Below are 24,213 nucleotides of genomic sequence, written 5' to 3'. Positions count from 1 at the left end.
TTTGTACGATAAATAGTTGTTCCAGCCTGATGCGTTGTCACGCGACCTGCTGGATAATCGCGCGCTGCATGGACCTGCGTTCGCAGGTTCGTTTCACTCTGACTCGAGCATTGTCTGGATCCGTTTGGGGAATCATTACGCCCTCACGGGGTCCGAACAGTGCTCGCCAACCCGGCATTTGTCGCTGGCCGTTGGTTTCATGATCTGTTTTCGGCGAGGGTTGCTCGTGATTGTTAGTCCCCAAAAAGCATCAAGAATCCCCGGAACCGGGCTGCGCAAGGCCCTGATGGCCAGTGTGGCACTGGTCGGCCTGATGAGCGCGGGCCAGCTGTGGGCATTCAATCTTGACGATGTTGCAGCCAAGGCAAAGGATCTGGCCGGCCAGAAGTACGACGCACCCAAAAGCAACCTGCCGGCAGCGTTTCGCGACATGAAGTTCGCGGACTACCAGAAAATCCATTTCCTGCAGGAAAAGGCTGAGTGGGCCAAGGACAAGACCCCGTTCAAACTGTCGTTCTATCACCAGGGCATGCACTTCGACACCCCGGTGAAGATCAACGAGGTCACCGCCACCAAGGTCGAGGAAATCAAGTACGACCCGAGCCGCTTCGAGTTCGGTGACGTGCCGCACGACCCGGAAACCACCAAGAACCTGGGTTACGCCGGTTTCCGCGTGCTGTACCCGATCAACAAGGCCGACAAGCAGGACGAGATCATGACCCTGCTTGGCGCCAGCTACTTCCGCGTGGTCGGCAAGGGCCATGTGTACGGCCTGTCGGCGCGTGGCCTGGCGATCGACACCGCGTTGCCGTCGGGCGAGGAGTTCCCGCGCTTCACCGAGTTCTGGGTCGAAAAACCCAAGCCGGCCGACAAGCATCTTGTAATCTACGCCCTGCTGGATTCGCCGCGTTCCACCGGTGCCTACAAGCTGACCCTGCGCCCGGGCAACAACACGGTGGTCGACGTGCAGTCCCAGGTATTCCTGCGTGACCACGTCAGCCGCCTGGGCATTGCGCCGCTCACCAGCATGTACCTGTTCGGCCCCAACCAGCCGTCCAAGGTGCTCAACTACCGCCCGGCCCTGCACGACTCCGAAGGCCTGTCGATCCACGCTGGCAACGGCGAGTGGATCTGGCGCCCGCTGAACAACCCGAAACACTTGGCGGTGAGCAACTTCAGCGTCGAGAACCCGCGTGGTTTCGGCCTGATGCAGCGTCAACGTGCCTTCAGCGACTACGAAGACCTCGACGACAACTACCAGAAGCGCCCAAGCGCCTGGATCGAGCCGAAGGGTGACTGGGGCAAGGGTACCGTCGACCTGGTCGAAATCCCGACTGCCGACGAGACCAACGACAACATCGTAGCCTTCTGGAGCCCGGAAAAGCTGCCTGAGCCAGGCAAGCCGTTCGAGTACGCCTACCGCCTGCACTGGACCATCGACGAGCCGAAGTTCCAGGCCCCTGAGCTGGGCTGGGTCAAGCAGACCCTGCGCTCCACCGGCGACGTCAAACAGTCCAACCTGATTCGCCAGCCAGACGGCAGTGTGGCCTTCCTGGTCGACTTCGCCGGCCCGGCCCTGGCCGCATTGCCGGAAGACACCGCCGTGCGCAGCCAGATCAGCGTGGGCGACAACGCCGAGGTGGTCGAGAACAATCTGCGCTATAACCCTGAGACCAAGGGCTGGCGCCTGACCCTGCGTTTGAAGGTCAAGGAAGCCAACAAATCGACCGAAATGCGTGCCGCGCTGGTGCGCGATGTGCCGGTCGAACCCGCCAAGCCTGCGCAGGATGCCAAGCAGGACAAGGCCGCAGCCAAGCATGCCAAGGCCGAGAAAGCCGTCAAGGCTGAGCAAACGGCCAAGGCCGAACAACCTGCCGCCGATGCGGCGCCCACCAATGGGGCCCCGGCCACCACCGAGAAGGTGCTGACCGAGACCTGGAGCTATCAGTTGCCTGCCGATGAGTAACTCAAGCGCAAGGCCAGTATCGCTTGGCGAGTACCTGGCTCACCTACCACTGAGTGACGAGCAACGGGCGGACCTCGCCAGCTGCACGTCATTCAGTGAGCTGCACCAACGCTTGGCGGCCAACCCGGCCGCCGACGCTGCCGAGGCCGTGCAGGCCTCGGTAGGCCCGCGCCTGACCGTGGGCAGCGCCGCCGAGCTGGAAGACGCCGAAATGCTCGGCGTCGACGGCAGCGGCCGCCTGTGCCTGAAAATCGCCCCACCGATCAAACGCACCAAAGTGGTGCCAGAGCCGTGGCGCACCAACGTGCTGATCCGCATGTGGCGGCGCATGACCGGCCGTACCAATGCCCCGCAGCCACCCAAGCGCGAGCTGCCGCCGGCGCGCTGGCGTACGGTCGGTTCGATCCGCCGCTACATCCTGCTGGCCCTGATGATCGGCCAGACCATCGTCGCCGGTTGGTACATGAAGGGCATCCTGCCGTACCAGGGCTGGTCGTTCGTTGACCTCGACGAAATCCTCAGCCAGTCGCTGTGGGACACGGTGGTGCAGGTGTGGCCGTATGCCTTGCAAACCTCCATCCTGATCCTCTTCGGCATCCTGTTCTGCTGGGTGTCGGCGGGCTTCTGGACCGCGCTCATGGGCTTCCTTGAGCTGCTTACCGGGCGTGACAAGTACAAGATTTCGGGCAGCAGCGCCGGCAACGAGCCGATTGCGCCCGAGGCGCGTACCGCGCTGGTGATGCCGATCTGCAACGAAGACGTGCCGCGCGTGTTCGCCGGCCTGCGCGCAACGTTCGAGTCGGTGGCCGCCAGCGGCAACCTCGACCGTTTCGACTTCTTCGTGCTCAGCGACACCAACGACACCGACATTGCCGTGGCCGAGCAACAGGCCTGGCTGGACGTGTGCCGCGAAACCAAAGGCTTTGGTCGCATCTTCTACCGCCGCCGTCGGCGCCGGGTGAAGCGCAAGAGCGGTAACCTCGACGACTTCTGCCGTCGCTGGGGTGGCGAGTACAAGTACATGGTCGTGCTCGACGCTGACAGCGTCATGAGCGGCGAGTGCCTGAGCAGCCTGGTGCGCCTGATGGAGGCCAACCCGGACGCCGGTATCATCCAGACCGGGCCGAAAGCCTCGGGCATGGACACCCTGTACGCACGCATGCAGCAGTTCGCCACCCGCGTGTACGGCCCGCTGTTCACCGCCGGCCTGCACTTCTGGCAGTTGGGCGAGTCGCACTACTGGGGCCACAACGCGATCATCCGCATGAAGCCGTTCATCGAGCACTGCGCCCTGGCGCCGTTGCCGGGCAAGGGTGCGTTCGCCGGTGCGATTCTCTCCCACGACTTCGTCGAAGCTGCGCTGATGCGCCGTGCTGGCTGGGGCGTGTGGATCGCCTATGACCTGCCGGGCAGCTACGAAGAACTGCCGCCAAACCTGCTCGACGAGCTCAAGCGTGACCGCCGCTGGTGCCACGGCAACCTGATGAACTTCCGCCTGTTCCTGGTCAAGGGCATGCACCCGGTGCACCGTGCGGTGTTCCTCACCGGGGTGATGTCGTACTTGTCGGCGCCGCTGTGGTTCCTGTTCCTGGTGCTGTCGACCGCGCTGCTGGCGACCAACACCCTGATGGAGCCGCAGTACTTCATCGAGCCGTACCAGCTGTACCCGCTGTGGCCACAGTGGCACCCGGAGAAGGCCGTGGCGCTGTTCTCCACCACCATCGTGCTGCTGTTCCTGCCCAAGCTGCTCAGCATCATCCTGATCTGGGCCAAGGGTGCCGTCGAGTTCGGCGGTCGGGTGAAGGTCACCCTGTCGATGCTGATGGAGATGCTGTTCTCCATGCTGCTGGCACCGGTGCGCATGATCTTCCACACCCGTTTCGTGCTGGCCGCGTTCCTCGGCTGGGCTGCCACCTGGAACTCGCCGCAGCGTGACGACGACTCCACGCCGTGGAGCGAGGCCGTGCGCCGCCATGGCCCGCAAACCCTGCTGGGCATTGCCTGGGCTGGGCTGGTGGCCTGGCTGAACCCGAGCTTCCTGTGGTGGCTGGCACCCATCGTTGGTTCGCTGATGCTGTCGATCCCGGTGTCGGTGATCTCCAGCCGCACCCGCCTGGGCCTGGCGGCCAAGGACGAGAAGCTGTTCCTCATCCCCGAGGAATACGCCACCCCACAAGAGCTGCTGGCCACCGACCAGTACACCCACGAAAACCGCTGGCATGCCCTGCATGACGGCTTCGTGCGGGCTGTGGTCGACCCGCGGCAGAACGCCCTGGCCTGCGCCATGGCCACTGCCCGTCATGGCCAGGCGGCGCCGATCGAAGCGCTGCGTGCCGAGCGCGTGGCCAAAGCGATGGAAGTCGGGCCGAAAGGGCTGGACCTCAATACCCGCCTGGCCCTGCTCAGTGACCCGGTGGCACTGAGCCGCCTGCACGAGCAGGTGTGGGCGCAACACAATGCGGCGTGGATCGATGTGTGGCGCGCGTCCATCAAGAACGACCCGCACTCGCCGCTGTTGCCGCTGCACCCAGAGAACGAAGGCCAACCGGCACTCGTCGGCGCCTGATCGGGCCTCTTCGCGGCACAAGGCCGTTCCTACAGGAATATGCATTCCCCTGTAGGAGCGGCCTTGTGTCGCGAAACGAGGGCAAAGCCCTCGCCAGCAATTCCCCTGCATAACGGATTTTGGCCAACAAAGTCCCCCCCGGCTCTAGGTCCCCGAGCCGCCATGCGTTAGCATCCCATTCCGATACGACGTCTCGGCCAGTACGGCCGTGCCAACACAATAAGATTCGCTACTTTTCTTGCTAGGGGACTTGGTGATGATCAAGAAATACCTTTCGCGATTGCTGGTCGGTGTAACCGCCCTGGTCGCTGTAACTGCGGCCCAGGCAGGCGCCATCGATGACGCGGTCAAGCGCGGCACCCTGAAGGTGGGCATGGACCCGACCTACATGCCGTTCCAGATGACCAACAAGCGTGGCGAGATCATCGGCTTCGAAGTCGATATCCTCAAAGCCATGGCCAAGTCCATGGGCGTGAAGTTCGAGGCTGTTTCCACCGCCTATGACGGCATCATCCCGGCCCTGCTGACTGACAAGTTCGACATGATCGGCAGCGGCATGACCCTGACCCAGGAACGCAACCTGCGCCTGAACTTCAGCGAACCCTTCATCGTGGTTGGCCAGACCCTGCTGATCCGCAAGGAACTGGCGGGCGAGATCAAGTCGTACAAAGACCTGAACAACGAGAAGTACCGCCTCACCTCCAAGCTCGGCACCACGGGTGAAATGGTTTCCAAGAAGCTGATCGGCAAAGCCAAGTACCACGGCTACGACAACGAACAGGAAGCGGTAATGGACGTGGTCAACGGCAAGGCGGACGCCTTCGTCTATGACGCGCCGTACAACGTGGTAGCGGTCGAGAAGGCTGGCGCTGGCAAGCTGCTGTTCCTCGAAGAACCCTTCACCTACGAGCCGCTGGCCTTCGGCCTGAAGAAAGGCGACTACGACAGCATCAACTTCATCAACAACTTCCTGCACCAGATCAAGCATGACGGGACCTACGATCGTATTCACGACAAGTGGTTCAAGAACAAGGACTGGCTGAAGGAAATGGAATAAGGCCCAGGCCACAAGCCCGGCTTTTGACCCCGACGCGCAGGCAAACCCTGCGCGTTCGCATTTACGGAAGTACCTCACGTGATCAAACACAAGAAAGCCCAGTGGCCCTGGCATGGGCTGACCGCCCTGGTGCTGGTGGGCCTTGCGGTCAGCCTGTACATGGCCACCTCGATGATGTCCTACGAGTGGCGCTGGAACCGCGTACCGCAGTACTTCGCCTACAAGGCTGAGGAAACACAGCGCGCTGCCAATTACGGCACCGTGCAGGAAATCGTCATCTCTGGCGATAACGCCCGCGTCACGCTGAAGGATGAAAGCGGCGCCGAACAAGTACTCGATGTGGCCAAAGACAGCCTGCAACTGAGCCGCGGTGACGATGTTGCCGAAGGCGACCAGATCGGTGTCACCCGCCACTGGGCCGCCGGTCCGTTGGCCTGGGGCCTGTGGACCACGTTGTGGTTGTCGGTGGTATCTGGCGCCCTGGGCTTGGTCATCGGCCTGTTCGCTGGCTTGTGCCGGTTGTCGAACAACCCGACCCTGCGTGACCTCTCGACCGTCTATGTCGAGCTGGTGCGTGGCACGCCGCTGCTGGTGCAGATCTTCATCTTCTACTTCTTCATCGGCACCGTGCTCAACCTGTCCCGCGAGTTTGCCGGGGTGGCGGCGCTGGCGCTGTTCACTGGCGCCTATGTGGCGGAAATCGTCCGTGCCGGCGTGCAGTCCATTGCCAAGGGCCAGAACGAAGCGGCCCGCTCGCTGGGCCTGAACGCCGGCCAGTCGATGCGTCATGTCATCTTGCCGCAGGCGTTCAAGCGCGTGCTGCCGCCGCTGGCTGGCCAGTTCATCAGCCTGGTCAAAGACACCTCGCTGGTGTCGGTGATCGCCATCACCGAACTGACCAAGAGCGGCCGCGAGGCCATCACCACCTCGTTCTCGACCTTCGAGATCTGGTTCTGCGTGGCAGGCCTGTACCTGTTGATCAACCTGCCGCTGTCGCACATTGCCAGCCGGCTTGAGCGGAGGCTTGCGCAAAGTGATTGAAGTCCGTGATCTGCTGAAAGTCTTCGACACCCGTGGCCATGTGGTACGGGCTGTGGATAACGTCACCACCCAGGTCGCCAAGGGCGAAGTGGTGGTGGTGCTCGGCCCATCGGGTTCGGGCAAGTCGACCTTCCTGCGCTGCCTCAACGGCCTGGAGCATTTCGACGAAGGGCATGTGGCCATCGACGGCCTGCAACTGGCCGACCCCAAGACCGACATCAACGCCTACCGCCGCGAAGTCGGCATGGTGTTTCAGCACTTCAACCTGTTCCCGCACATGACCGTGCTGGAAAACCTGTGCCTGGCGCAGAAGGTAGTGCGCAAGCGCAACAAGGCCGAGCGTGAAGCCAAGGCCCGTGCGTTGCTGGAAAAAGTGGGCATTTCGCAGAAGGCCAACGAATTCCCGTCGCGCCTGTCGGGTGGCCAGCAGCAGCGGGTAGCGATTGCCCGTGCCTTGGCGATGGACCCGAAAGTGATGCTGTTCGACGAGCCCACCTCGGCGCTCGACCCTGAAATGGTCGGCGAAGTGCTGGACGTGATGAAGACCCTGGCCCAGGAAGGCATGACCATGGTCTGCGTCACCCACGAAATGGGCTTCGCCCGCGAAGTGGCGGACCGGGTGCTGTTCTTCGACCATGGCAAGCTGCTGGAAGACTCGGCCCCGGCCGCCTTCTTTGCTGCACCGAAAGACCCAAGGGCCCAGGCCTTCTTGCGCCAGGTGCTGTAAAAAAAGCGGGGGCGCTATGCGCCCCATTCGCCGGCAAGCCAGCTCCCACAGGTATGGCGCTGGCCTGCTTTTTGTGGGAGCTGGCTTGCCGGCGATTGGGCTGCAAAGCAGCCCCGACAATCTCAAATGTTGAACCGCCCCACCATCCCCCGCAACTGCTGCCCCAACTGCTCCAACTCCCCACTCGAAGCCGCCGTCTGCTCACTGGCCGCACTGGTCTGATCTGACGCATCCCGCACACTGATGACGCTTCGGTTGATCTGCTCGGCCACCACGCTCTGTTCCTCACTGGCCGTGGCGATCTGCTGGTTCATGCCCTGAATGCTCGACACCGTGTCGGTGATCTGGCTCAGTGCGGCCCCGGCGCGTCGGCTCAGGTCCACGCTCTGCTCGGTCAGGTTCTTGCTGTTGTCCAGCAAGCGGGTCACTTCGTCGGTGCCGTTGTGCAGGCTGTCGATCAGTTGGCCAATCTCCTCGGTGGCCGTCGAGGTGCGTTGGGCCAGGCCGCGTACTTCATCGGCCACCACGGCAAAGCCACGCCCGGCTTCACCGGCCCGTGCCGCTTCGATCGCCGCGTTCAAGGCCAGCAAGTTGGTCTGTTCGGACACCGACTTGATCACATCGAGGATGCTGCCAATCCGTTGGCTCTCGCCCGCCAAGTGCTGCATGGCTGCCAGGCAATGGTCCATCTGCCCGGCCAGTTGCTCGATGCGGCCGATGGCTTCAGCCACCACCTGGTCGCCCAGTTGCGCCTGTTGGTCAGCGTTGGTCGCGGCCAGCGAAGCCTGCTCGGCGTTCTGTGCCACTTCCTGCACAGTAGCGCTCATCTGGTTCATGGCGGTGGCTACCTGATCGGTTTCCTCGCGCTGCTGGTTGATGCGCAGCTTGGTGTCCTCGCTGCTGGTCGCCAGCTGTGTGGCGGCCTGTGACAGCTGGCCGACACCTTGGTCGATGCCGCCGATCAGCTCGCGCAGGCTCAAGGTCATTTCGCGCATGCTGGTTTGCAGCTGGCCCATTTCGTCGCGGCGGTGCACGGTGTCAACCTGGCTCAGGTCACCCTTGGCGATGCGTGCGGCCACGGCCAGTGTCTGGCGCAGTGGTTGGGTGATCTGCAGGGTAATCAGCCAGGCGGCCATCACCCCAAGCACCAGTGCCAGCAATGCCACGCTGGTCAGCAGCGAGCGTGCGGCCAAGGCTTCGTTGTCACGTTGCTCCACTTTGCGCGCGGCCAGTTCGACACTTGCCACGCCCAGTTCGTCGCCCATTCTTTCCATGTTGCCCTGCAGCTGTTCAGCGCGCACCGCTGCACGGCGGTACTGTTCCAGGCTGGCCCTGTACTTGGTCAGCTCGATACCAGGTTGCTCGGTAAGTGATCGTGGCAAGCCAAGCGGTGCCAGGGCCTTGAGCAATTGCTCAAGGCTGCTGTCGGCGGCGTCCAGTGCAGTGTCGCCGACCTTGGCGAAGTCCTCGACGGGCGAGAAGGTGTAGGCCGGCACAAGGCTCTGCTGGTTGGCGACATCAACATGCCGGCCGAGCGTTTCCATCAGGCCCAGTGTGCTGCCTTGTTGGCTGTCAGCCATGGTCAGCAGCGCTTTGGTCTGCAAATCTTCAATGACATCGTTCAGCTTGAGCTCCTGCGCTTGCATGGCCTGGCGCAGTGTCATGCGACTGGCGACGGTCTTCTGCAGCTCGCTGAAGTCTTCGCGCAGCTGTTGCAGCAGTTGCAGTTTCTGCGTGAGCAACTGACGGGACTCGTCCACGTTGCTGCGCTGCTGCAACGTGGTCAGCATGCGCTCCAGTTGCTCGATGGCCTGCTGGATGCGTGCCTTGCTGGTGTCGTCGCTGAGTACGCGGAAGGTGATGCGCTCGGCACGCAGGTCCTTGACCAGATCGTTGATCTGGCCAATTTCACTGAGCTGTTGCGAGCGGTTGATGGCGCCATCCAGAGCACGCCAGCCGCTGATGGTGGTGGCCAGGGTGAGCAGCAGGACCACGGCGAAGCCGAGGGCCAGCTTGGCGGCGACACTGATGTTGCCGAGCTTGCGGTTGAGGTAGCCGAGCATGGGAAGTCTCCGTGCGATTGGGGGAGGGCATGCAGGCGTATTGCCGGCATTACACCTCTGCCAATCGGCTGCGGAGCTGTAGGACTTGACCTGATAATCAGGTAGGAAATTTCACCGCTGAATGTAGGAAAGTTCTTCCAGCCCTCTGGTTAGAGCCTGAACCGCCCCACCAGCGCCTGCAGATGGGTACCCAGCCGCGCCAGCTCCACGCTGGAACTGGCCGTCTCTTCACTGGCCGCCGAGGTCTGGTCGGAAATGTCCCGCACATTCATCACGCTGCGGTTGATCTCTTCGGCCACGGCCGTCTGCTCTTCTGCGGCCGTGGCAATCTGCTGGTTCATCGCCTGGATGGACGACACGGTACGGGTGATGGTTTCCAGCGAACTGCCGGCACGGCGGGTCAGCTCGACGCTGCTGTCGGTGAGCTGGCGGCTGTTGTCCATCACGCTGGCCACCCGTTGGGTGCCGCTTTGCAGCCCGGCAATCAGCTCTTCGATCTCTTCGGTCGACTGCTGGGTGCGTTGGGCCAGGCTGCGCACTTCGTCGGCCACCACGGCAAAGCCACGCCCGGCCTCGCCGGCACGGGCGGCTTCGATCGCCGCGTTCAGGGCCAACAGATTGGTCTGCTGGGCCACCGACTTGATCACGTCGAGCACGCTGCCGATCTTGTCGCTTTCAACCTTGAGCTGGTTCATCGCTTCGCTGGAGTTCACCACCTCGCCCGCCAGGCGCTCGATCTGCGCCACCGCTTCCCCCACCACCCGGTCACCTTCGCGGGCTTGCTGGTCGGCCATCAGGGCGGCTTCCGAAGCCTGCTCGGCATTGCGTGCTACCTCGTGCACGGTAGCGGTCATCTGGTTCATGGCGGTCGCCACTTGGTCCGTCTCGACCTTCTGGTTGTTGACCCCGGCGCTGGTTTGCTCGGTGACGGCAGAGAGCTGTTCGGCGGCGCTGGCGATCTGCGTTACCCCGTCGCCAATGCCGCCGATCAGCTCGCGCAGGCCCTGGGTCATGCGCTGCATGCTTGCCTGCAACTGGCCCAGTTCGTCGCGGCGCTGTACGGGCAGGCTCTGGGTCAGGTCGCCATTGGCTACGCGCTCGGCGGCGCGCAAGGTCTGGCGCAGGGGGATGATGATCTGTCGGGTAATGGCCCAGGCAGCCAGCAGGCCAAAGGCCAGGGCCAGTACGGTGGCAACCGCGAGCAGGGTCTTGGCCTGGGCTGCAGCGGCGTCGCGCACCTCGGTTTGAGAAGTGGTCATCGCCTGGCTGGTCTGCAGCAGTACCGTGCCTTGTTCGGCCATGCGTTGCAGGGCTTGCTCGCTGGCGGTCTGGGCATTGCCGAACTGGGTGACCGCATCACGGTAGCCACCCATGGCTGTGGCGGCATCGTCCAGGCTGGCGGCATGTTCGGCAGGCACCTTGGCCGGCAGCGCGCGCAGCTCGGCCAGCGCCTGGTCGATGGCCTTCAGCGCCGTTTGCTGGAAGTCGGCGTTGCCGCTGTAGGTGTAGCCACGCACTTGAAAGCGCGCCTGCTGCAGCAGGGCGCTCACATCCACCGCATGCTGGTACTGGTTGATATCGCCACCTTGCAGCAGGCCTCGCTGCACGCGGCCGATCAGGTCCACTGCCTTGTCGGCGCTGTCGCCGAGCACGTCACGGCTGGCTTCGCGGCGCTGGCCGGCCTGCTTCAGCTCGTTGAATGCCTGCTGGTAGGTGCGCACGGCCTCGCGCTGCTGCTCCAGGCGTTGGCGATCGCCGGGGTGTTCGATCTGCCCGAGCATCAGCTGTACCTGGCGGTCGAGATTGGCCAAGGCCTTTTCCAGCTCGGCCACCGAGGCATCGTCACGCCGGCGCTCGTAGTGCTGGCGAGCAATGCGCAGCTCCTGGGTGTACTGCTGGATGACCGAGATGTTCCCCAGCTTGTCGCCACGGTCGATGATGTTGTCCATGCCGTGCCAGCCGGTCAGGGTAATAGCCAGGGTCAACAGCAGCACCAGGCCGAAGCCCAGCCCCAGTTTGCGATTGACGCTCACATTGCCCAGCGATTGGGCTAACCATTGATACATGTACGACTCCCTGGCGACTTGGCAGTACAAACAGTTGTTGTATTGCCAAGGCATCGGCCTGGGAGCGGGAAACTTGATGGGCGAAAAAGCGGCGTTTGTGTCAGAAAATGCGCGAAAGCAGCGCTGTTACCGCGGTCTCGACCCGCAAGATGCGCTCACCCAGCTGCACCGGCGCCAGCCCGGCTTTGCCCAGCAGGTCGACTTCGTAGGGGATCCAGCCGCCTTCGGGGCCGATGGCCAGGGTAACGGGTTGCTCCACGGCACGGGGGCAGGCGGGGTAGGGGCCGGGGTGGCCGACCAGGCCCAAGGTGCCAGCCGCGATGGCGGGTAGGCGGTCTTCGACGAAGGGCTTGAAGCGTTTTTCGATGATGACTTCGGGCAAGACGGTGTCGCGCGCCTGTTCCAGGCCAAGGATCAGGTTCTCGCGAATGCTCTCGGGCTGCAGGAAGGGCGTTTGCCAGAAGCTTTTCTCGACTTTGTAGCTGTTCACCAGGATCAGGCGTGGCACGCCCAGGGTGGCCACGGTCTGGAACAGCCGACGTAGCATTTTCGGCCGAGGCACCGCCAGCACCAGGGTCAGCGGCAGCTTGGCCGGCGGCGGCTGGTCAAACGCAACTTCCAGCTCGGCTTCGTGCTTTTCCAGGCGCAGCACCGTGGCCTTGCCCATCAGGCCGTTGATACGGCCCACGCGCAGGTTGTCGCCCACCGCCACGCGGTGGATGTCCTGCATGTGGGTGAAGCGCCGGTCAGCGAGAACGACGCGGTCGGCCGAAACGAAGTCGGCCTCTTCAAGAAGCAACAGGTTCACGGTTGGGTCGCAGGTGGCTGGTCGTTATGGTCGTCGGCGGTTTCATCATGGGCACTGCGCTTGCGGATCATGCTGCCGCACAGCACACCCACCTCGAACAGCAGCCACATGGGCACGGCCAGCAGGGTCTGGGAGAAGATATCAGGTGGGGTGAGGACCATGCCGACCACGAAGCAGCCGATGATCACATAAGGACGGATCTTCTTCAGGTACTTCACGTCGACCACGCCGATCCACACCAGCAGCACCACCGCTACCGGGATTTCGAAGGCCACGCCAAAGGCGAAGAACAGCGTCATCACGAAGTCGAGGTAGCTGGCGATATCGGTCATCATCGACACGCCTTCCGGCGTGGCGCTGGCGAAGAAGCCGAAGATCAGCGGGAACACCAGGAAATAGGCGAACGCCATGCCGGCATAGAACAGGAAGATGCTCGACACCAGCAGCGGAATGGCGATGCGCTTTTCATGGCGGTACAGACCGGGCGCGATAAACCCCCAGATCTGCTGCAGGATGAACGGGATCGCCAGGAACAGCGACACGATCATGGTCAGCTTGAACGGCGTGAGGAACGGCGAGGCCACGTCGGTGGCGATCATCGTCGCATTGGCCGGCAAGTGCTCGCGCAGCGGCGCCGAGACCAGGGTGTAGATCTGCTGGGCGAAGGAGAACAGCCCGGCAAAGATCAGGAAAATGACGGCAACGCACCGCAGCAGGCGGGTGCGCAGTTCGGTCAGGTGCGAAACCAGCGGCATTGGCTGGTCGTGTTCCGGGATCTCGCTCATGGGGCTCGCGGCGGTTGAGGCGGTTCAGAAGGCATGGCCGGGGCGGCAGGTGGCTCGACCGGCCTGGCTTCCAGCCCGGCAGGTGGCTGCACGCTGGCCGTGGTCACCGGCGGCTGTGCGGGTGGCGTCAGCGGGTTGAGGATGCGCTTGGCTTCCTCTTCCATCTGCAGGATGTGCTCGTTGTGCAGCTGGCGGCGGATGTCGTCGGCGCCGATTTCGCGCTCCACTTCCATCTTGATGCTGTTGAAGCTGCGCTTGAGCCGACCGATCCACAGGCCTGCCGTGCGCGCGGCACCCGGCAGGCGCTCGGGGCCGAGCACCAGCAGAGCGACCAGGCCTACGAGCAGCAGCTCGCTGAAACTGATGCCGAACATGGGTCAGTCTTTCCGTTGTGGCTCTTGGACCGGCTGGGCCTGGCCTTCGATGGTGTGGCCTTGGCTCTGCTGTGCGCTGCTCTGCACAGGTGGAACAGGTTGGGCAGGCGGCGGGGTTTGCTCGGCCGGCTTGTTCTCTTCCTCGTTCATGGCCTTGCGGAAGCCTTTGATCGACTCGCCCAGGTCACTGCCGAAGTTCTTCAGTTTCTTGGTGCCGAACACCAGGACCACGACGACCAGCAGGACGATCCAGTGTTTCCAGTCAAAAATACCCATGGTGCTCTCCTAGAATGCGTTGTGCTCAAGCCGAAGGCTGTCGCGCGGCCTTTTCATCGTGCCCGGACAGTCCGAAACGGCGGTCCAGCTCATCGAGCACGGCTTGCGGATGCTGTCCCAGCGCGCTGAGCATCACCAGGCTATGAAACCACAGGTCGGCGGTTTCGTAGATGACATCGCTGTAATCCTTGCTCACGGCGGCATCTTTGGCCGCGATGATGGTCTCGACCGACTCTTCGCCGAGCTTTTCGAGGATCTTGTTCAGGCCTTTGTGGTACAGGCTGGCCACATAGGAGCTGTCAGGCGCCGCTTGTTTGCGTTCTTCAAGCACTTCGGCCAGGCGGTTGAGGGTGTCGCTCATGTCAGTGTCCTGCGCTGTAGATGGCATCCGGGTCCTTCAGGACCGGATCGACGATTTTCCACTGGCCGTCTTCATACACGCGGTAGAAGCAGCTTTCACGGCCGGTATGGCAGGCGATATGACCCAGTTGCTCGACCATCAGGATGATCACGTCGGCGTCGCAGTCCAGGCGCAGCTCATGCAACTTCTGCACATGCCCGGATTCCTCGCCTTTGCGCCACAGCTTGCCACGCGAACGCGACCAGTAGATGGCACGTTGCTCGGTGGCGGTCAGGGCCAGCGATTCACGGTTCATCCAGGCCATCATCAGCACGCGTCCGGTCTTGTGGTCTTGCGCGATTGCCGGTACCAGGCCATCACTGTTCCACTTGATCTCGTCCAGCCAGTCTTTCATCGTCGACTCCAAAGCGGGCCCGCTCCTGTATCGGGCCCTTTGCGCTAGTGTGCCAGCCACAGGCGCGGCTGGCTATTGGCGCACGATCAGGTAAACGCCCGCGACCAGCATCAGCCAGGCCGGCCAGGCGGCAGGGGCGGCCAGGCTGGCGGCCTCGGCGGCTCCTGCCGCTAGCACCGCGCCGCCACCGAGCAGGCCGGCACCCAGCAGGCGCAGCGCCCAGCGGTCGCCCTGGCGGCGACGTTCTGGCAGTTGCGGGTCGTGCAGGTGCGGCTGTGACAGGCGTTCGAGCAGGTCGCGGGCCATGTTGGCCAGGTGCGGCAATTGTTCGACCTGACCATGAATGTTGCCGAACACGGCCTTGGGGCTGTAGCGGTCGCGCATCCAGCGTTCGAGGAATGGCTTGGCGGTGCTCCACAGGTCCAGGTCAGGGTACAGCTGGCGGCCCAGGCCCTCGATGTTGAGCAGGGTCTTCTGCAGCAGCACCAGTTGCGGCTGTACTTCCATGTTGAAGCGCCGCGCGGTCTGGAACAGGCGCATCAGCACTTGGCCGAAGGAAATATCCTTTAACGGTTTTTCGAAGATCGGCTCGCACACGGTGCGGATCGCTGCTTCGAATTCGTTGACCTTCGTGTGTGCCGGCACCCAGCCCGAGTCGATGTGCAACTGGGCGACACGGCGGTAGTCACGCTTGAAGAAGGCAATCAGGTTGCGCGCCAGGTAGTCCTGGTCCTCGGCGGTCAGGCTGCCGACGATGCCGCAGTCGATGGCGATGTACTGCGGGCTCCACGGCTTGACCGTGCTGACGAAGATGTTGCCTGGGTGCATGTCGGCATGGAAGAAGCTGTCGCGGAACACCTGGGTGAAGAACACTTCCACCCCACGCTCGGCCAGCAGCTTCATGTCGGTGCGCTGGTCGGCCAGGGTGGCCATGTCGGTCACCGGCACGCCGTAGATGCGCTCCATCACCAGCACCTTGGGGCGGCACAGGTCCCAGTACACCTGGGGCACATACATCAGCTCGGAGCCTTCGAAGTTGCGCCGCAGCTGGCTGGCATTGGCCGCTTCGCGCAGCAGGTCGAGCTCGTCGTAGATGGTTTTCTCGTAATCGCCGACGATTTCCACCGGGTGCAGGCGACGGGCGTCGGCCGAGGCGCGTTCGGCGGCCTTGGCAATCAGGAACAGCCAGGCCAGGTCCTGGGCGATGACCGGCTTCAGGCCCGGGCGCACCACCTTGACCACCACTTCTTCGCCGGTTTTAAGGCGCGCGGCGTGTACCTGGGCCACCGAGGCCGAGGCCAGTGGTTCTACGTCAAAGCGGTTGAAAAGCTGAGCAACCGGGGCGCCCAGCTGTGCCTCGATCAATGCCACGGCCTGTTTGGGGTCGAAGGGTGGCACGCGGTCCTGCAACAGCATCAACTCATCGGCGATGTCGTTGGGCAGCAGGTCGCGTCGGGTGGACAGCAACTGGCCGAACTTGATGAATATCGGGCCCAGGTCCTGCAGTGCCAGACGCAGGCGTGCGCCACGGCTCAGTTCGGACGGCTTGCGCGGTAGCCAGCGCCACGGCATCAGCAGGCGCAGGCTCATCAGCCACCAGGGCAGCGGCAGGTCGAACAGCAGGTCATCGAGACGGTAGCGGATCACCACACGCTGGATGCGAAAGAGACGGCGGACGGCGAGCAGCTTCATGCGTTATCGCTGGTATCAAGGGATCGGGAGAGGCGTTTGAGGCGGGCCTCAAGGCGTTCTGTGTCGAGCTTCAGGGCATCGAGTTCGCTGAAGGCAGCTTCGGCTTCGCGCTTGCCCACCAGGGTGCGGGACTCTTCGGCCAGGTACTCGGAAAGGTTCTGGCTGAAGCGCGCCAGGCCCTGGCGGGTCCAGCGTGTGCGCAGGCGGATATGACCGGCCAGCATGGCCGTGGCGACCGGGCCAAGCCAGCGTTGCAGCTCGTGCTCCCAGTCCAGCTCCAGGTCTTGCAGCACGCCGAACAGGTCGAGCAGTACGGCACTGTCGCCATGCAGCTCAACCTGCGGGCTGTGCAGCACGGCGGTCTTGTCCTTGGCCAGGGCCAGTTGCGCCAGGCTGCCAGCCGGGGCGCGCAGGCTGCAGTCGACTTCGCCCTGCCAGTGCGCGGCCAGCATCAGGCCTTCTTCATCGGGCAGGATGAACACCTGCAGGGCCGGTTGGCGGCAGTCGATCTCGATGACCTTGCCTTCCAGCGCGGCCAGGCGCGGCAGGGCCGTGCTGTCCATGCGCAGGATGCGGTTCAGGCCATGTTCGACGCTGGCGAGCAGCCCGGCCAGCAGCATCAGGGCTTGATCCCCCGGTGCACGGCAACGATGCCGCTGGTCATGTTGTGGTAGGTGACGCGGTCGAAACCGGCCTCGACCATCATGCTCTTCAGGGTTTCCTGGTCGGGGTGCATGCGGATCGACTCGGCGAGGTAACGGTAGCTCTCGGAGTCATTGGTGATCAGCTTGCCAGCCAGCGGCATGAAGGCGAAGGAGTAGGCGTCGTAGGCCTTGGACATCAGCTTGTTGGTCGGCTTGGAGAACTCCAGGATCAACAGGCGGCCGCCGGGCTTGAGCACGCGCAGCATCGAGCGGATTGCTTCGTCCTTGTGGGTGACGTTGCGCAGGCCGAAAGCGATGGTCACGCAATCGAAGTGGTTGTCGGGGAACGGCAGCTTTTCAGCGTCGGCCTGGACGAACTCGATGTTGCCAGCCACACCACGGTCCAGCAGGCGGTCACGGCCAACCTTGAGCATCGATTCGTTGATGTCGGCCAGTACGACCTGCCCGGTGGGGCCGACCAGGCGCGAGAACTTGGCCGCCAGGTCGCCGGTACCGCCGGCGATGTCCAGCACGCGGTTGCCGCTGCGTACGCCCGACAACTCGATGGTAAAGCGCTTCCACAGGCGGTGCATGCCGCCAGACAGCACGTCGTTCATCAGGTCGTACTTGGCGGCCACCGAGTGGAACACTTCGGCGACTTTCTTCGCCTTCTGGCTTTCAGGCACGTCCTGGTAGCCGAAATGGGTGGTGGGTTCGGCGTGTTCGCCTTTGCGCTGGTCGTTCATATCGCTTCACCGGAAAAAATTACCGCCATTCTAGGGCGAACGGGCGGATTTGTCTTGGCGGGGTGTGCCAGTGGGCAGGGGCGGGCATAATGCTGATTATGTCTACATCTTCAGGAACACCCGCATGACCCAGATCAGCGTCGAACGCAAACACTCCCTCGGCCGCGATGCCGCCCGCGCCAAGGCCGAAGCCCTGGTCGACAAGCTCAGCCGCGAATATGACCTGAAGGCCACCTGGAACGGTGACCGGGTCGAGGTGGCGCGCAGCGGCGCCAACGGTAGCGTGCACATCGGTGAGGACAGCATCCGCGTGGAGCTGAAGCTGGGCATGATGCTGTCGATGATGAGCGGCACCATCAAAGGTGAAATAGAGCGGGCGCTGGACAAGGCACTGGCCTGACGCCCGCTGCGCTCAGTTGTCGGGGAACGGGACAAGGTCCTCGATCTGCTCCAGACGCAGGTCACCCCGATAGATCTGATAGCGCTCCGAGGGCGCCAGTACCCGTTGCAACCGCTCGTCACGGCTCATGGCGTCCGGGAACTTCAAATGCCCTTTGGCAAACCGCCGGGCATTGGCAGTGGCGCTGGTGTAATGGAAATGCGCTTCCCAGAGCTTGGCTCTGGGCTGCAGCCGATAAATGTCATACACATCCAGAAAATCGTTGGCCTTGAGCCGCTTGCGGCTTCTGGTCAGCCTGACCTCGACTTCGCCGGCCTCTACCAGGAAGCGCAACGCTTTGCTGTCCGGGTGCTGGGTGTCAAGGTAAGCAGTGGTCAACAGGCGTTGTTTTTCAGCCTGTACCTCGGTTACTGCCTGTTCCAGCCTGGCGGCCAGTGGATGCCCTTGATCCGGGCCGGTACGCAACTGGGCGGCAATGTCCCCCATGTCCTGAATATAGAAGTCGAGTTGGTCGGCCAGGCTGTTGGGGCCTTCCAGGTGGCGGGCAGCGTAGGCGACCCTGGCGGTTTTCTGGGCCAGCAGGTCGTTACCGGTACGGCGAAGGCGAGCGTAGTCAGTTGCCGGCGCAACGTGCGGCACGGCCTCCCAGTGATCTGCTTGTTGCTGATAGCGCGCAACGGTCTGTTCGGTCAGCGGGTCGATCTGCACGGCTTCGCTGTTTTCATCAGCCTGCTCGACAATCAGGGATCTGCCCCGGTTGGTGCGGATCACCTTGCGCCTGACAGGGCGCACCCTATGCGTCACAGGTTGTTCGGGCACTGCAGCCTGCGTGTCGGCCGCAGCAGAGATCAAGCCCAGGTCATGCTCGGTCAGGTTTATCAGTGCATGCAGTTCAGTGATGTACTCATTGAGCTTGCCGCTGTCCACTGCCGGCATGTCGCGCGAAAGCAGATACTCGGCATTGCCCAGTGACAGTTTGTATTCGCTCAGTGCGCTCTCCAGCGGCTCTTTCTGCTCCTCTGGCTTCAGGCCGGCTGCAGCGAGGCTGTCATGGCTCAGCAGCGCTTCGTGCAGATGTTTGCTGCGCAACGTTTTCTGTGAGAGCAGGGTGCTTTCGAAGCTCTCAGCGGTCAGCCGGTCTCTGTTCACGACCAACTGATACAGGTCGCTGAGGATCTGGGCTCGGGTAATCAGCGTCGAATATCGCCGGTTGTTGATGATGGCATCAAGCTTCTTGCGCTTGCCAGAAAATTGGATCTGCCGATCTGTCAGCGCTTCGCTGAGGTTTTGGTCGAGGTGTTGGCTGACGTTGAAGAGGCGCCTATGGGTCGCCAGTGCTGCCTCGACGTGCTTGCTGTAATCCAGGTACAGCTGGGCCTGCTCGTGGCCAAAAGGCAGCTGTACGAGCCGGCGCGATTGGTCTTTGAGTGCCCCATAGTCATTCATTTCGAGCAGGCGGCGGAACTGCTGCACGTCGGCGGTGAGCAACTGCTCCCACCATTGCCCACGGGCATAGGAGGCACTCGCCTTTGGGTCGAACCTGGCGTATTTCGGGTCACTCATGCTGGCGAAAAGCTGCGCTTGATCCCTTATCAGGGCGGCCTGTTTTTCGTAGGTAAGGGCCAGCACATCAAAGTTCGCACGCGCCTCGTTGCGCAGGGCCTGTAGTGCCTGTCGTCGTACCTGCAGTTCCTCTGGCAGGTCGCCAAGGTCTACACCGGGGTGAGCATCCAGGGACTGCTGGAATGCCAGGTGCGCCTCGTCATACGGTTTTACCCGTTCCAGATACCCATTGAGGAACGTTTCCGTGCTGGTGAGTTTTTTGTCATTCGCCGCGCGGCTTTCCAGCATTTTCGTGAAAGCTTGTTTCTTCTCATCAATCAGCACCTTGGTCGCTTTCGGCATCCCGCCCGGCAGGTGCAGGTCGAGCATCCATTCGCCGTTCCAGCGCGTCAGCCAAGGCCCACGGCTGCGTTCGCGGCCGACAATGTAGTAACCGTCAGGTTCTGCGCCCCACGTCTGTGACCATTCACTCTGGCTGACTTCCGGTCCGATGATGCGCATGCCGCTATAGGTCTCTTCAACCTCATAGGCAACGTCCTGCAGTTTCACATAGTAGCGGTCGTCAACCTTGTACAGGCCTCGCATTCGGCCGTTGGCCACTGCATTTTGCCCGTTGAGGTTGGCCTTGGCGCGTAAGGTGCTGAGCGCCGCACGGGCTTCACGCGGCAGGTTGCCGAGCCGCTGGTCGCGGCCCCATTGGCTGACGTTGAGCGCAGCAGGCCCGGGTTGCTCGGTGGCAGGGGCCCAGGCTGATTCCTCGGGTGGCTGTGGTGCAGTTGGGCTGGAAACTCGGCGCGGTCCGGGCTGAACGGGGCGTTCCGGTTCGGGGCTGGCGGTCGCGGGCCCATGGGCTAGCAACATGGCCAGGTTCAGCAGGATGTCGGCACCGGCGAGCCACTTTTCTTCGATGCTGCCTTGGGTCAATGCGACCAGGTCGTCCTTGATACTGAGCAAGGCTGTGACCAGCCAGGCCAGCAAACCTGCAGGCCCTCGCAGCAAGGGCGTGGCCGTATTGAACGCCAGCCATGCGAACTGCCTGACCAGGGCCCAGCGTTGCTGGGCGTTGGAGATGCTCTGCCATGAGGCCAGCAACACGAGCATGTCAGCCCTGGCTTGATACATCACATTGTCCAGGTTGCCCGACCACGGAGTGAAGGCCAAGGTGACAGGCGCCCTCAAGCGCTCGATCGCGTCAGCGGTCATTGCCGATCCTGGCCCCACCAGATGCGCCAGTTCAGTGAGGCCCGCATGCAGATGCGGATGGGAAAAGCCATGGTTGGCATAAACAGGACGCGCGTCGTCATCCAGCCAGGTGAGGATGTCCTGCTGCAGGGCTTGTTCGGTCCGGATGGTGTTCATCAATTGATTGCGGCTGCTGAACTGTCTGATGGCCTGCGTGGCGTACATGGGCCGGTAGAGTATCCAGGCTCCGGTGGCGGACACCTCGATGACGAACATGGCCTGCACCCGGTTTGCCTTTGGGCCACCCGGCACGCTGCTGAACGACAGTGGCCCCATCTTCAGCGATGTGTTCGAGTGGGCGTCGCGGTGGCAAAAGTCTGCGATGACCTGCCAGTTGCGTTCGCTCAACTGCCCCGCGATCTTGGCGTGTAATGCGCTCAGCAGTAAGGCATTACGCCATTCTTCGGCAAAGCGCTGGCGGCGTTTGTCGGTGTCAGTGCGCGTCTGCAACTGGTCGTGGACAAACTGCGGATACTGGCCACCGACATCCACGGCAACGATCAGTGCGTTGACATAGTCAAGGTCCAGCCAGCTGCTTGTCGGCTGTTGCCCGGTCAATTGAATAGCCGAGGCCACCTGGTCGCTACCCAATTGCAGGCGTGAGATGGCCAGCTCGGTCAGGCTGATGGTTTTCAGGTACTCAAGCTTTGCGGGCCCTATGGAGGACACCTGTACAACTTGTGAAATTGTGATCAGCACCTGGTCTGGGTTGCACGGTTGCTGGTTCGGGTGGTCATCGCGCATTTGCTCACACAGGCGACGAACCGTGTATTGCTGCAGGTTTTCGATCCCGTCCAGGGAGGTTTCACCTTGCGCCAGCATTTGCCCTGCCGACAGCTTCAGCAGTGCCGTGTGGTACTGGAAACGGTCAGTCACGGTGGCGCTCTCGAGCCAGTCAGGCAGCGGGATCGCGGGTGTCGATTGCACGAGGTGGAAGCTCGCCGGGAATATCGATGAGGGGTCGCTCAGCGTGTTGAAGCGCGCCTCCAGATCTGCAATGTGTTCGATGGCGCCCAGCTGCACCCGGTCAATCTTTTGCAGCAGGCCGTTGAGCAATTGCCGAGCCTGATAGCTGAACGGGTCTTCGCTCAATGCCGTGCAGGCCCAGGACATCGTGTCGAACGTATGGTGCTCTGAAAGCTCGTCGCGCAGGGCTGTGGCGAACGCAGTGATCCCGTTGAAGCCGCGCACGGTGCCTGAGGGCTTGCACCACAAGACCAGCTCGCGCGCATTTTGTTTGCCAGTGATGAGCAGGTCCGGCAATACCTCGTGAACCGTGCTGCCTGGGTTGCCGAGTGAAACCTGCAACCCCTGCACGTTTGCCTCTGTACTGGCTTGAGCAAGAATGGCGTACAACACGGCCTTCTGATCGCTGTCCAGGCCCTGGCGTTCAAGTGTGCCGAGCAGTGCGGCCTTGAGTACCTGCTGCATCCAACGCAGGCGGGTTACATCCGAATCACCGTCGCGGCTGTTCCAGAAACTGACCTGCGCCTGTTGAAAGGTCTCGGAAAGGGTTGCAAGCACATCGTCGTAGGCAGTGTTCAGGTCGGCCATGCGAATATCGATGGCCGGCGCAACATGCTGGGGACGAAAGATGGCGGGTGGGTTCAGGCTGAGTTGGTCCGTGGGCTTGAGCGCCATGGGTTGGCCGTTGAGGAAATGTTCGAGCAATGTATCTACCAGGTTGCCTGGCAGTGTCGGTGGTCCTTCATCCAGGTCATGCAGGATGCTGAAGCCGGTTATGGACTGCAGCTGTGGGTGGTTCTTGCGGGTCCATGGGTAGCGTGCTGCGAGTGCGTCGAAACCCGCGCAGGCCACGACTTCGCGCAGGCCGGGGCGGCTGGCGAACTGCGTCGCTACCAGATGCTTGAAGGAAATAGAGGGTGGGGGCAGTGATTGGGGCATGGCATCAGGCTCCGGTCAAAGGGGAGCCGAATGCTGAAACGCTAACCTGAAGCCGCTGCGGTAGATAAGTCAGCGCGGCCATCTTAGGGTGAAGATTCTAATTCCAGACCCTACCTTATGCTCAAGCCCAGCCTCCATGGGCGGTTCCTCCTCCACTCATGAGCATGAGGTACAGAGCATGGCCAAAGTGACGGTGAAGAAAAAGGACGACGCCCCGGGTACGCTGGGCGAAGTGCGCGGCTACGCGCGCAAGATCTGGCTGGCTGGCATTGGCGCTTATGCGCGTGTGGGCCAGGAAGGCTCCGACTACTTCCATGAGCTGGTCAAGGCCGGCGAAGGCGTCGAGAAGCGTGGCAAGAAACGCATCGACAAAGAGCTCGATGCTGCCAACAACCAGATCGACGAAGCCGCTGAAGAAGTCAGTCGCGTACGCGGCAAGGTAGAAATTCAACTCGACAAGATCGAAAAAGCTTTCGACGCACGGGTAGGACGCGCCTTGAATCGCCTCGGCATTCCGTCTAAACATGACGTTGAGGCGCTGTCGATCAAGCTTGAACAGTTGCACGAGCTGCTTGAGCGCGTCGCGCACAAACCATAAGGAGATCAGGATGGCTGGCAAGAAGAACACCGAAAAAGAAGGCAGCTCCTGGATCGGCGGGATCGAGAAGTACTCCCGCAAGATCTGGCTGGCGGGGCTGGGTATCTACTCGAAAGTCGACCAGGACGGCCCGAAGCTGTTCGACTCGCTGGTGAAAGATGGCGAGAAGGCCGAGAAGCAAGCCAAGAAAACCGCCGAAGACGTAGCCGAAACCGCCAAGTCGTCGACCACTTCGCGCGTGTCTGGCGTGAAGGACCTCGCGCTGGGCAAGTGGAGCGAACTCGAAGAGGCCTTCGACAAGCGCCTGAACAGCGCCATTTCGCGCCTGGGTGTACCGAGCCGCAATGAGATCAAGGCCCTGCACCAGCAGGTGGACAGCCTGACCAAGCAGATCGAGAAGCTGACCGGTGCTTCGGTTACGCCGATTTCGTCGCGCACTGCCGCCGCCAAGCCGGCTGCGAGCAAGGCAGCGGCCAAGCCACTGGCCAAGGCAGCCGCGGCCAAGCCTGCGGCGAAAACCGCGGCGGCCAAACCTGCAGCTAAAACGGCAGCGGCGAAGCCTGCGGCCAAACCTGTAGCTGCCAAGCCTGCGGCTAAACCGGCAGCGGCCAAGCCCGCGGCAGCGAAGAAACCTGCGGTGAAGAAAGCACCGGCCGCCACCAAGCCAGCAGCACCCGCTGCCAGCGCCGCCCCGGCCGCTACCGCCGCCCCGGCACCTGCCACCGCCCAGGCCAGCAGCGCGCCATCGGCACCAACGGGCACCGGTACCCTGATCTGATACCGCGTCGTGCTTTTCGTGGGTAAGCCCACTTCCACAAGGACGCTGCTGTCCACTGTGGGAGCGGGCTTGTCCCGCGAAGAGGCCGGCCCGGACACCGGGGTTTCATGGCCAGGGCTTCGCCCTGGTTCGCGGGGCAAGCCCGCTCCCACCAAAGCAGT

20 protein-coding genes and 1 pseudogene are annotated in these 24,213 nt (G+C 62.6%); 8 read left to right on the top strand and 13 right to left on the bottom strand.

Features of this window, described 5'->3' with window-relative positions; genetic code table 11:
• Positions 1 to 226: 226 nt before the first annotated feature.
• The 5 genes from QQL85_RS06175 (at position 227) to QQL85_RS06155 (ending at position 7,357) form a co-directional block, all read left to right on the top strand.
• The gene (locus QQL85_RS06175; protein WP_284353173.1) at positions 227 to 1,966 is read left to right on the top strand and encodes a glucan biosynthesis protein G; all 1,740 of its coding nucleotides are present in this window, start codon (positions 227 to 229) and stop codon (positions 1,964 to 1,966) included.
• Positions 1,959 to 4,532: a glucans biosynthesis glucosyltransferase MdoH gene (mdoH, locus tag QQL85_RS06170; RefSeq protein ID WP_284353174.1), complete on the top strand. Its 2,574-nt coding sequence runs from the start codon at positions 1,959 to 1,961 to the stop codon at positions 4,530 to 4,532. The genes QQL85_RS06175 and mdoH overlap by 8 nt, the downstream gene beginning before the upstream one ends.
• 259 nt (positions 4,533 to 4,791) lie before the next feature.
• Positions 4,792 to 5,589 (top strand): transporter substrate-binding domain-containing protein, encoded by a 798-nt coding sequence (locus QQL85_RS06165; RefSeq protein ID WP_284353461.1) that lies wholly within the window; start codon positions 4,792 to 4,794, stop codon positions 5,587 to 5,589.
• 78 nt (positions 5,590 to 5,667) lie between these two features.
• A complete protein-coding gene (locus QQL85_RS06160) occupies positions 5,668 to 6,630 on the top strand; it encodes an amino acid ABC transporter permease (protein WP_284353175.1) in 963 nt (320 codons plus the stop codon).
• The gene (locus QQL85_RS06155; RefSeq protein WP_284353462.1) at positions 6,623 to 7,357 is read left to right on the top strand and encodes an amino acid ABC transporter ATP-binding protein; all 735 of its coding nucleotides are present in this window, start codon (positions 6,623 to 6,625) and stop codon (positions 7,355 to 7,357) included. The genes QQL85_RS06160 and QQL85_RS06155 overlap by 8 nt, the downstream gene beginning before the upstream one ends.
• Before the next feature lie 122 nt (positions 7,358 to 7,479).
• Here QQL85_RS06155 and QQL85_RS06150 read toward each other — a convergent pair whose 3' ends face one another.
• The 12 genes and pseudogenes from QQL85_RS06150 to ubiE form a co-directional block, all read right to left on the bottom strand.
• Positions 7,480 to 9,420 carry a methyl-accepting chemotaxis protein gene (locus QQL85_RS06150; protein WP_284353176.1) on the bottom strand — a complete coding sequence of 647 codons (1,941 nt, stop codon included), beginning with the start codon at positions 9,418 to 9,420 and terminating at the stop codon, positions 7,480 to 7,482.
• A 149-nt stretch (positions 9,421 to 9,569) separates the two neighbouring features.
• On the bottom strand, positions 9,570 to 10,283 hold the full coding sequence (locus QQL85_RS26720) for a methyl-accepting chemotaxis protein (protein ID WP_434489046.1): 714 nt from the start codon (positions 10,281 to 10,283) through the stop codon (positions 9,570 to 9,572).
• 141 nt (positions 10,284 to 10,424) lie between these two features.
• Positions 10,425 to 11,369 (bottom strand): annotated as a pseudogene (locus QQL85_RS26715) (methyl-accepting chemotaxis protein); the annotation flags it as partial.
• 217 nt (positions 11,370 to 11,586) lie between these two features.
• Positions 11,587 to 12,294: a 16S rRNA (uracil(1498)-N(3))-methyltransferase gene (locus QQL85_RS06140; RefSeq protein ID WP_284353178.1), complete on the bottom strand. Its 708-nt coding sequence runs from the start codon at positions 12,292 to 12,294 to the stop codon at positions 11,587 to 11,589.
• The gene (tatC, locus tag QQL85_RS06135; protein ID WP_016712436.1) at positions 12,291 to 13,079 is read right to left on the bottom strand and encodes a twin-arginine translocase subunit TatC; all 789 of its coding nucleotides are present in this window, start codon (positions 13,077 to 13,079) and stop codon (positions 12,291 to 12,293) included. The genes QQL85_RS06140 and tatC overlap by 4 nt, the downstream gene beginning before the upstream one ends.
• Positions 13,076 to 13,453 (bottom strand): Sec-independent protein translocase protein TatB, encoded by a 378-nt coding sequence (gene tatB, locus QQL85_RS06130; protein WP_284353179.1) that lies wholly within the window; start codon positions 13,451 to 13,453, stop codon positions 13,076 to 13,078. The genes tatC and tatB overlap by 4 nt, the downstream gene beginning before the upstream one ends.
• A 3-nt stretch (positions 13,454 to 13,456) precedes the next feature.
• Complete coding sequence (locus tag QQL85_RS06125) at positions 13,457 to 13,729, bottom strand: twin-arginine translocase TatA/TatE family subunit (RefSeq protein ID WP_284353180.1); 273 nt, start codon at positions 13,727 to 13,729, stop codon at positions 13,457 to 13,459.
• 25 nt (positions 13,730 to 13,754) lie between these two features.
• Positions 13,755 to 14,090, bottom strand: a complete 336-nt coding sequence (locus QQL85_RS06120) for a phosphoribosyl-ATP diphosphatase (RefSeq protein WP_016489563.1) — start codon at positions 14,088 to 14,090, stop codon at positions 13,755 to 13,757.
• A gap of 1 nt (position 14,091) precedes the next feature.
• Positions 14,092 to 14,484 (bottom strand): phosphoribosyl-AMP cyclohydrolase, encoded by a 393-nt coding sequence (gene hisI, locus QQL85_RS06115; RefSeq protein WP_012274571.1) that lies wholly within the window; start codon positions 14,482 to 14,484, stop codon positions 14,092 to 14,094.
• 72 nt (positions 14,485 to 14,556) lie between these two features.
• Entirely contained in the window at positions 14,557 to 16,176 is a 1,620-nt protein-coding gene (ubiB, locus tag QQL85_RS06110; RefSeq protein ID WP_284353181.1) for a ubiquinone biosynthesis regulatory protein kinase UbiB, read from the bottom strand.
• A complete protein-coding gene (locus QQL85_RS06105; protein WP_284353182.1) occupies positions 16,173 to 16,796 on the bottom strand; it encodes a ubiquinone biosynthesis accessory factor UbiJ in 624 nt (207 codons plus the stop codon). The genes ubiB and QQL85_RS06105 overlap by 4 nt, the downstream gene beginning before the upstream one ends.
• Positions 16,796 to 17,566, bottom strand: a complete 771-nt coding sequence (gene ubiE, locus QQL85_RS06100; RefSeq protein WP_119371672.1) for a bifunctional demethylmenaquinone methyltransferase/2-methoxy-6-polyprenyl-1,4-benzoquinol methylase UbiE — start codon at positions 17,564 to 17,566, stop codon at positions 16,796 to 16,798. Before ubiE ends, QQL85_RS06105 begins: the two co-directional genes overlap by 1 nt.
• Positions 17,567 to 17,690: 124 nt before the next feature.
• Here ubiE and QQL85_RS06095 point away from each other — a divergent pair, with 124 nt between their 5' ends.
• Positions 17,691 to 17,966, top strand: a complete 276-nt coding sequence (locus QQL85_RS06095) for a polyhydroxyalkanoic acid system family protein (protein WP_284353183.1) — start codon at positions 17,691 to 17,693, stop codon at positions 17,964 to 17,966.
• 12 nt (positions 17,967 to 17,978) lie between these two features.
• On the opposite strand, the gene QQL85_RS06090 is transcribed toward QQL85_RS06095, so the two are convergent.
• Complete coding sequence (locus tag QQL85_RS06090; RefSeq protein ID WP_284353184.1) at positions 17,979 to 22,676, bottom strand: DUF6543 domain-containing protein; 4,698 nt, start codon at positions 22,674 to 22,676, stop codon at positions 17,979 to 17,981.
• A gap of 178 nt (positions 22,677 to 22,854) precedes the next feature.
• Between QQL85_RS06090 and QQL85_RS06085 the strand changes: the two genes are divergently transcribed.
• Complete coding sequence (locus tag QQL85_RS06085; RefSeq protein WP_284353185.1) at positions 22,855 to 23,274, top strand: phasin family protein; 420 nt, start codon at positions 22,855 to 22,857, stop codon at positions 23,272 to 23,274.
• 10 nt (positions 23,275 to 23,284) lie between these two features.
• Entirely contained in the window at positions 23,285 to 24,052 is a 768-nt protein-coding gene (locus QQL85_RS06080) for a phasin family protein (protein WP_284353186.1), read from the top strand.
• The last annotated feature ends 161 nt before the right edge of the window (positions 24,053 to 24,213 follow it).

This window comes from Pseudomonas putida (assembly GCF_030159595.1).
Lineage (GTDB): Bacteria > Pseudomonadota > Gammaproteobacteria > Pseudomonadales > Pseudomonadaceae > Aquipseudomonas > Aquipseudomonas putida_AC.
Note: the sequence above shows the minus strand (reverse complement) of the source record. Positions and strands in the feature narration are given on the sequence as shown.

What these genes read in the sequence shown, in the direction of transcription:
- QQL85_RS06090 (WP_284353184.1), bottom strand. Translation starts at nt 22,676, where the DNA reads ATGCCCCAATCACTGCCCCCACCCTCTATTTCCTTCAAGCATCTGGTA.
- QQL85_RS06085 (WP_284353185.1), top strand. Translation starts at nt 22,855, where the DNA reads ATGGCCAAAGTGACGGTGAAGAAAAAGGACGACGCCCCGGGTACGCTG.
- ubiB (WP_284353181.1), bottom strand. Translation starts at nt 16,176, where the DNA reads ATGAAGCTGCTCGCCGTCCGCCGTCTCTTTCGCATCCAGCGTGTGGTG.
- tatC (WP_016712436.1), bottom strand. Translation starts at nt 13,079, where the DNA reads ATGAGCGAGATCCCGGAACACGACCAGCCAATGCCGCTGGTTTCGCAC.
- mdoH (WP_284353174.1), top strand. Translation starts at nt 1,959, where the DNA reads ATGAGTAACTCAAGCGCAAGGCCAGTATCGCTTGGCGAGTACCTGGCT.
- QQL85_RS06095 (WP_284353183.1), top strand. Translation starts at nt 17,691, where the DNA reads ATGACCCAGATCAGCGTCGAACGCAAACACTCCCTCGGCCGCGATGCC.
- QQL85_RS26720 (WP_434489046.1), bottom strand. Translation starts at nt 10,283, where the DNA reads ATGAACCAGATGACCGCTACCGTGCACGAGGTAGCACGCAATGCCGAG.
- QQL85_RS06080 (WP_284353186.1), top strand. Translation starts at nt 23,285, where the DNA reads ATGGCTGGCAAGAAGAACACCGAAAAAGAAGGCAGCTCCTGGATCGGC.
- ubiE (WP_119371672.1), bottom strand. Translation starts at nt 17,566, where the DNA reads ATGAACGACCAGCGCAAAGGCGAACACGCCGAACCCACCACCCATTTC.
- QQL85_RS06120 (WP_016489563.1), bottom strand. Translation starts at nt 14,090, where the DNA reads ATGAGCGACACCCTCAACCGCCTGGCCGAAGTGCTTGAAGAACGCAAA.
- QQL85_RS06125 (WP_284353180.1), bottom strand. Translation starts at nt 13,729, where the DNA reads ATGGGTATTTTTGACTGGAAACACTGGATCGTCCTGCTGGTCGTCGTG.
- QQL85_RS06105 (WP_284353182.1), bottom strand. Translation starts at nt 16,796, where the DNA reads ATGCTGCTGGCCGGGCTGCTCGCCAGCGTCGAACATGGCCTGAACCGC.
- tatB (WP_284353179.1), bottom strand. Translation starts at nt 13,453, where the DNA reads ATGTTCGGCATCAGTTTCAGCGAGCTGCTGCTCGTAGGCCTGGTCGCT.
- hisI (WP_012274571.1), bottom strand. Translation starts at nt 14,484, where the DNA reads ATGAAAGACTGGCTGGACGAGATCAAGTGGAACAGTGATGGCCTGGTA.
- QQL85_RS06150 (WP_284353176.1), bottom strand. Translation starts at nt 9,420, where the DNA reads ATGCTCGGCTACCTCAACCGCAAGCTCGGCAACATCAGTGTCGCCGCC.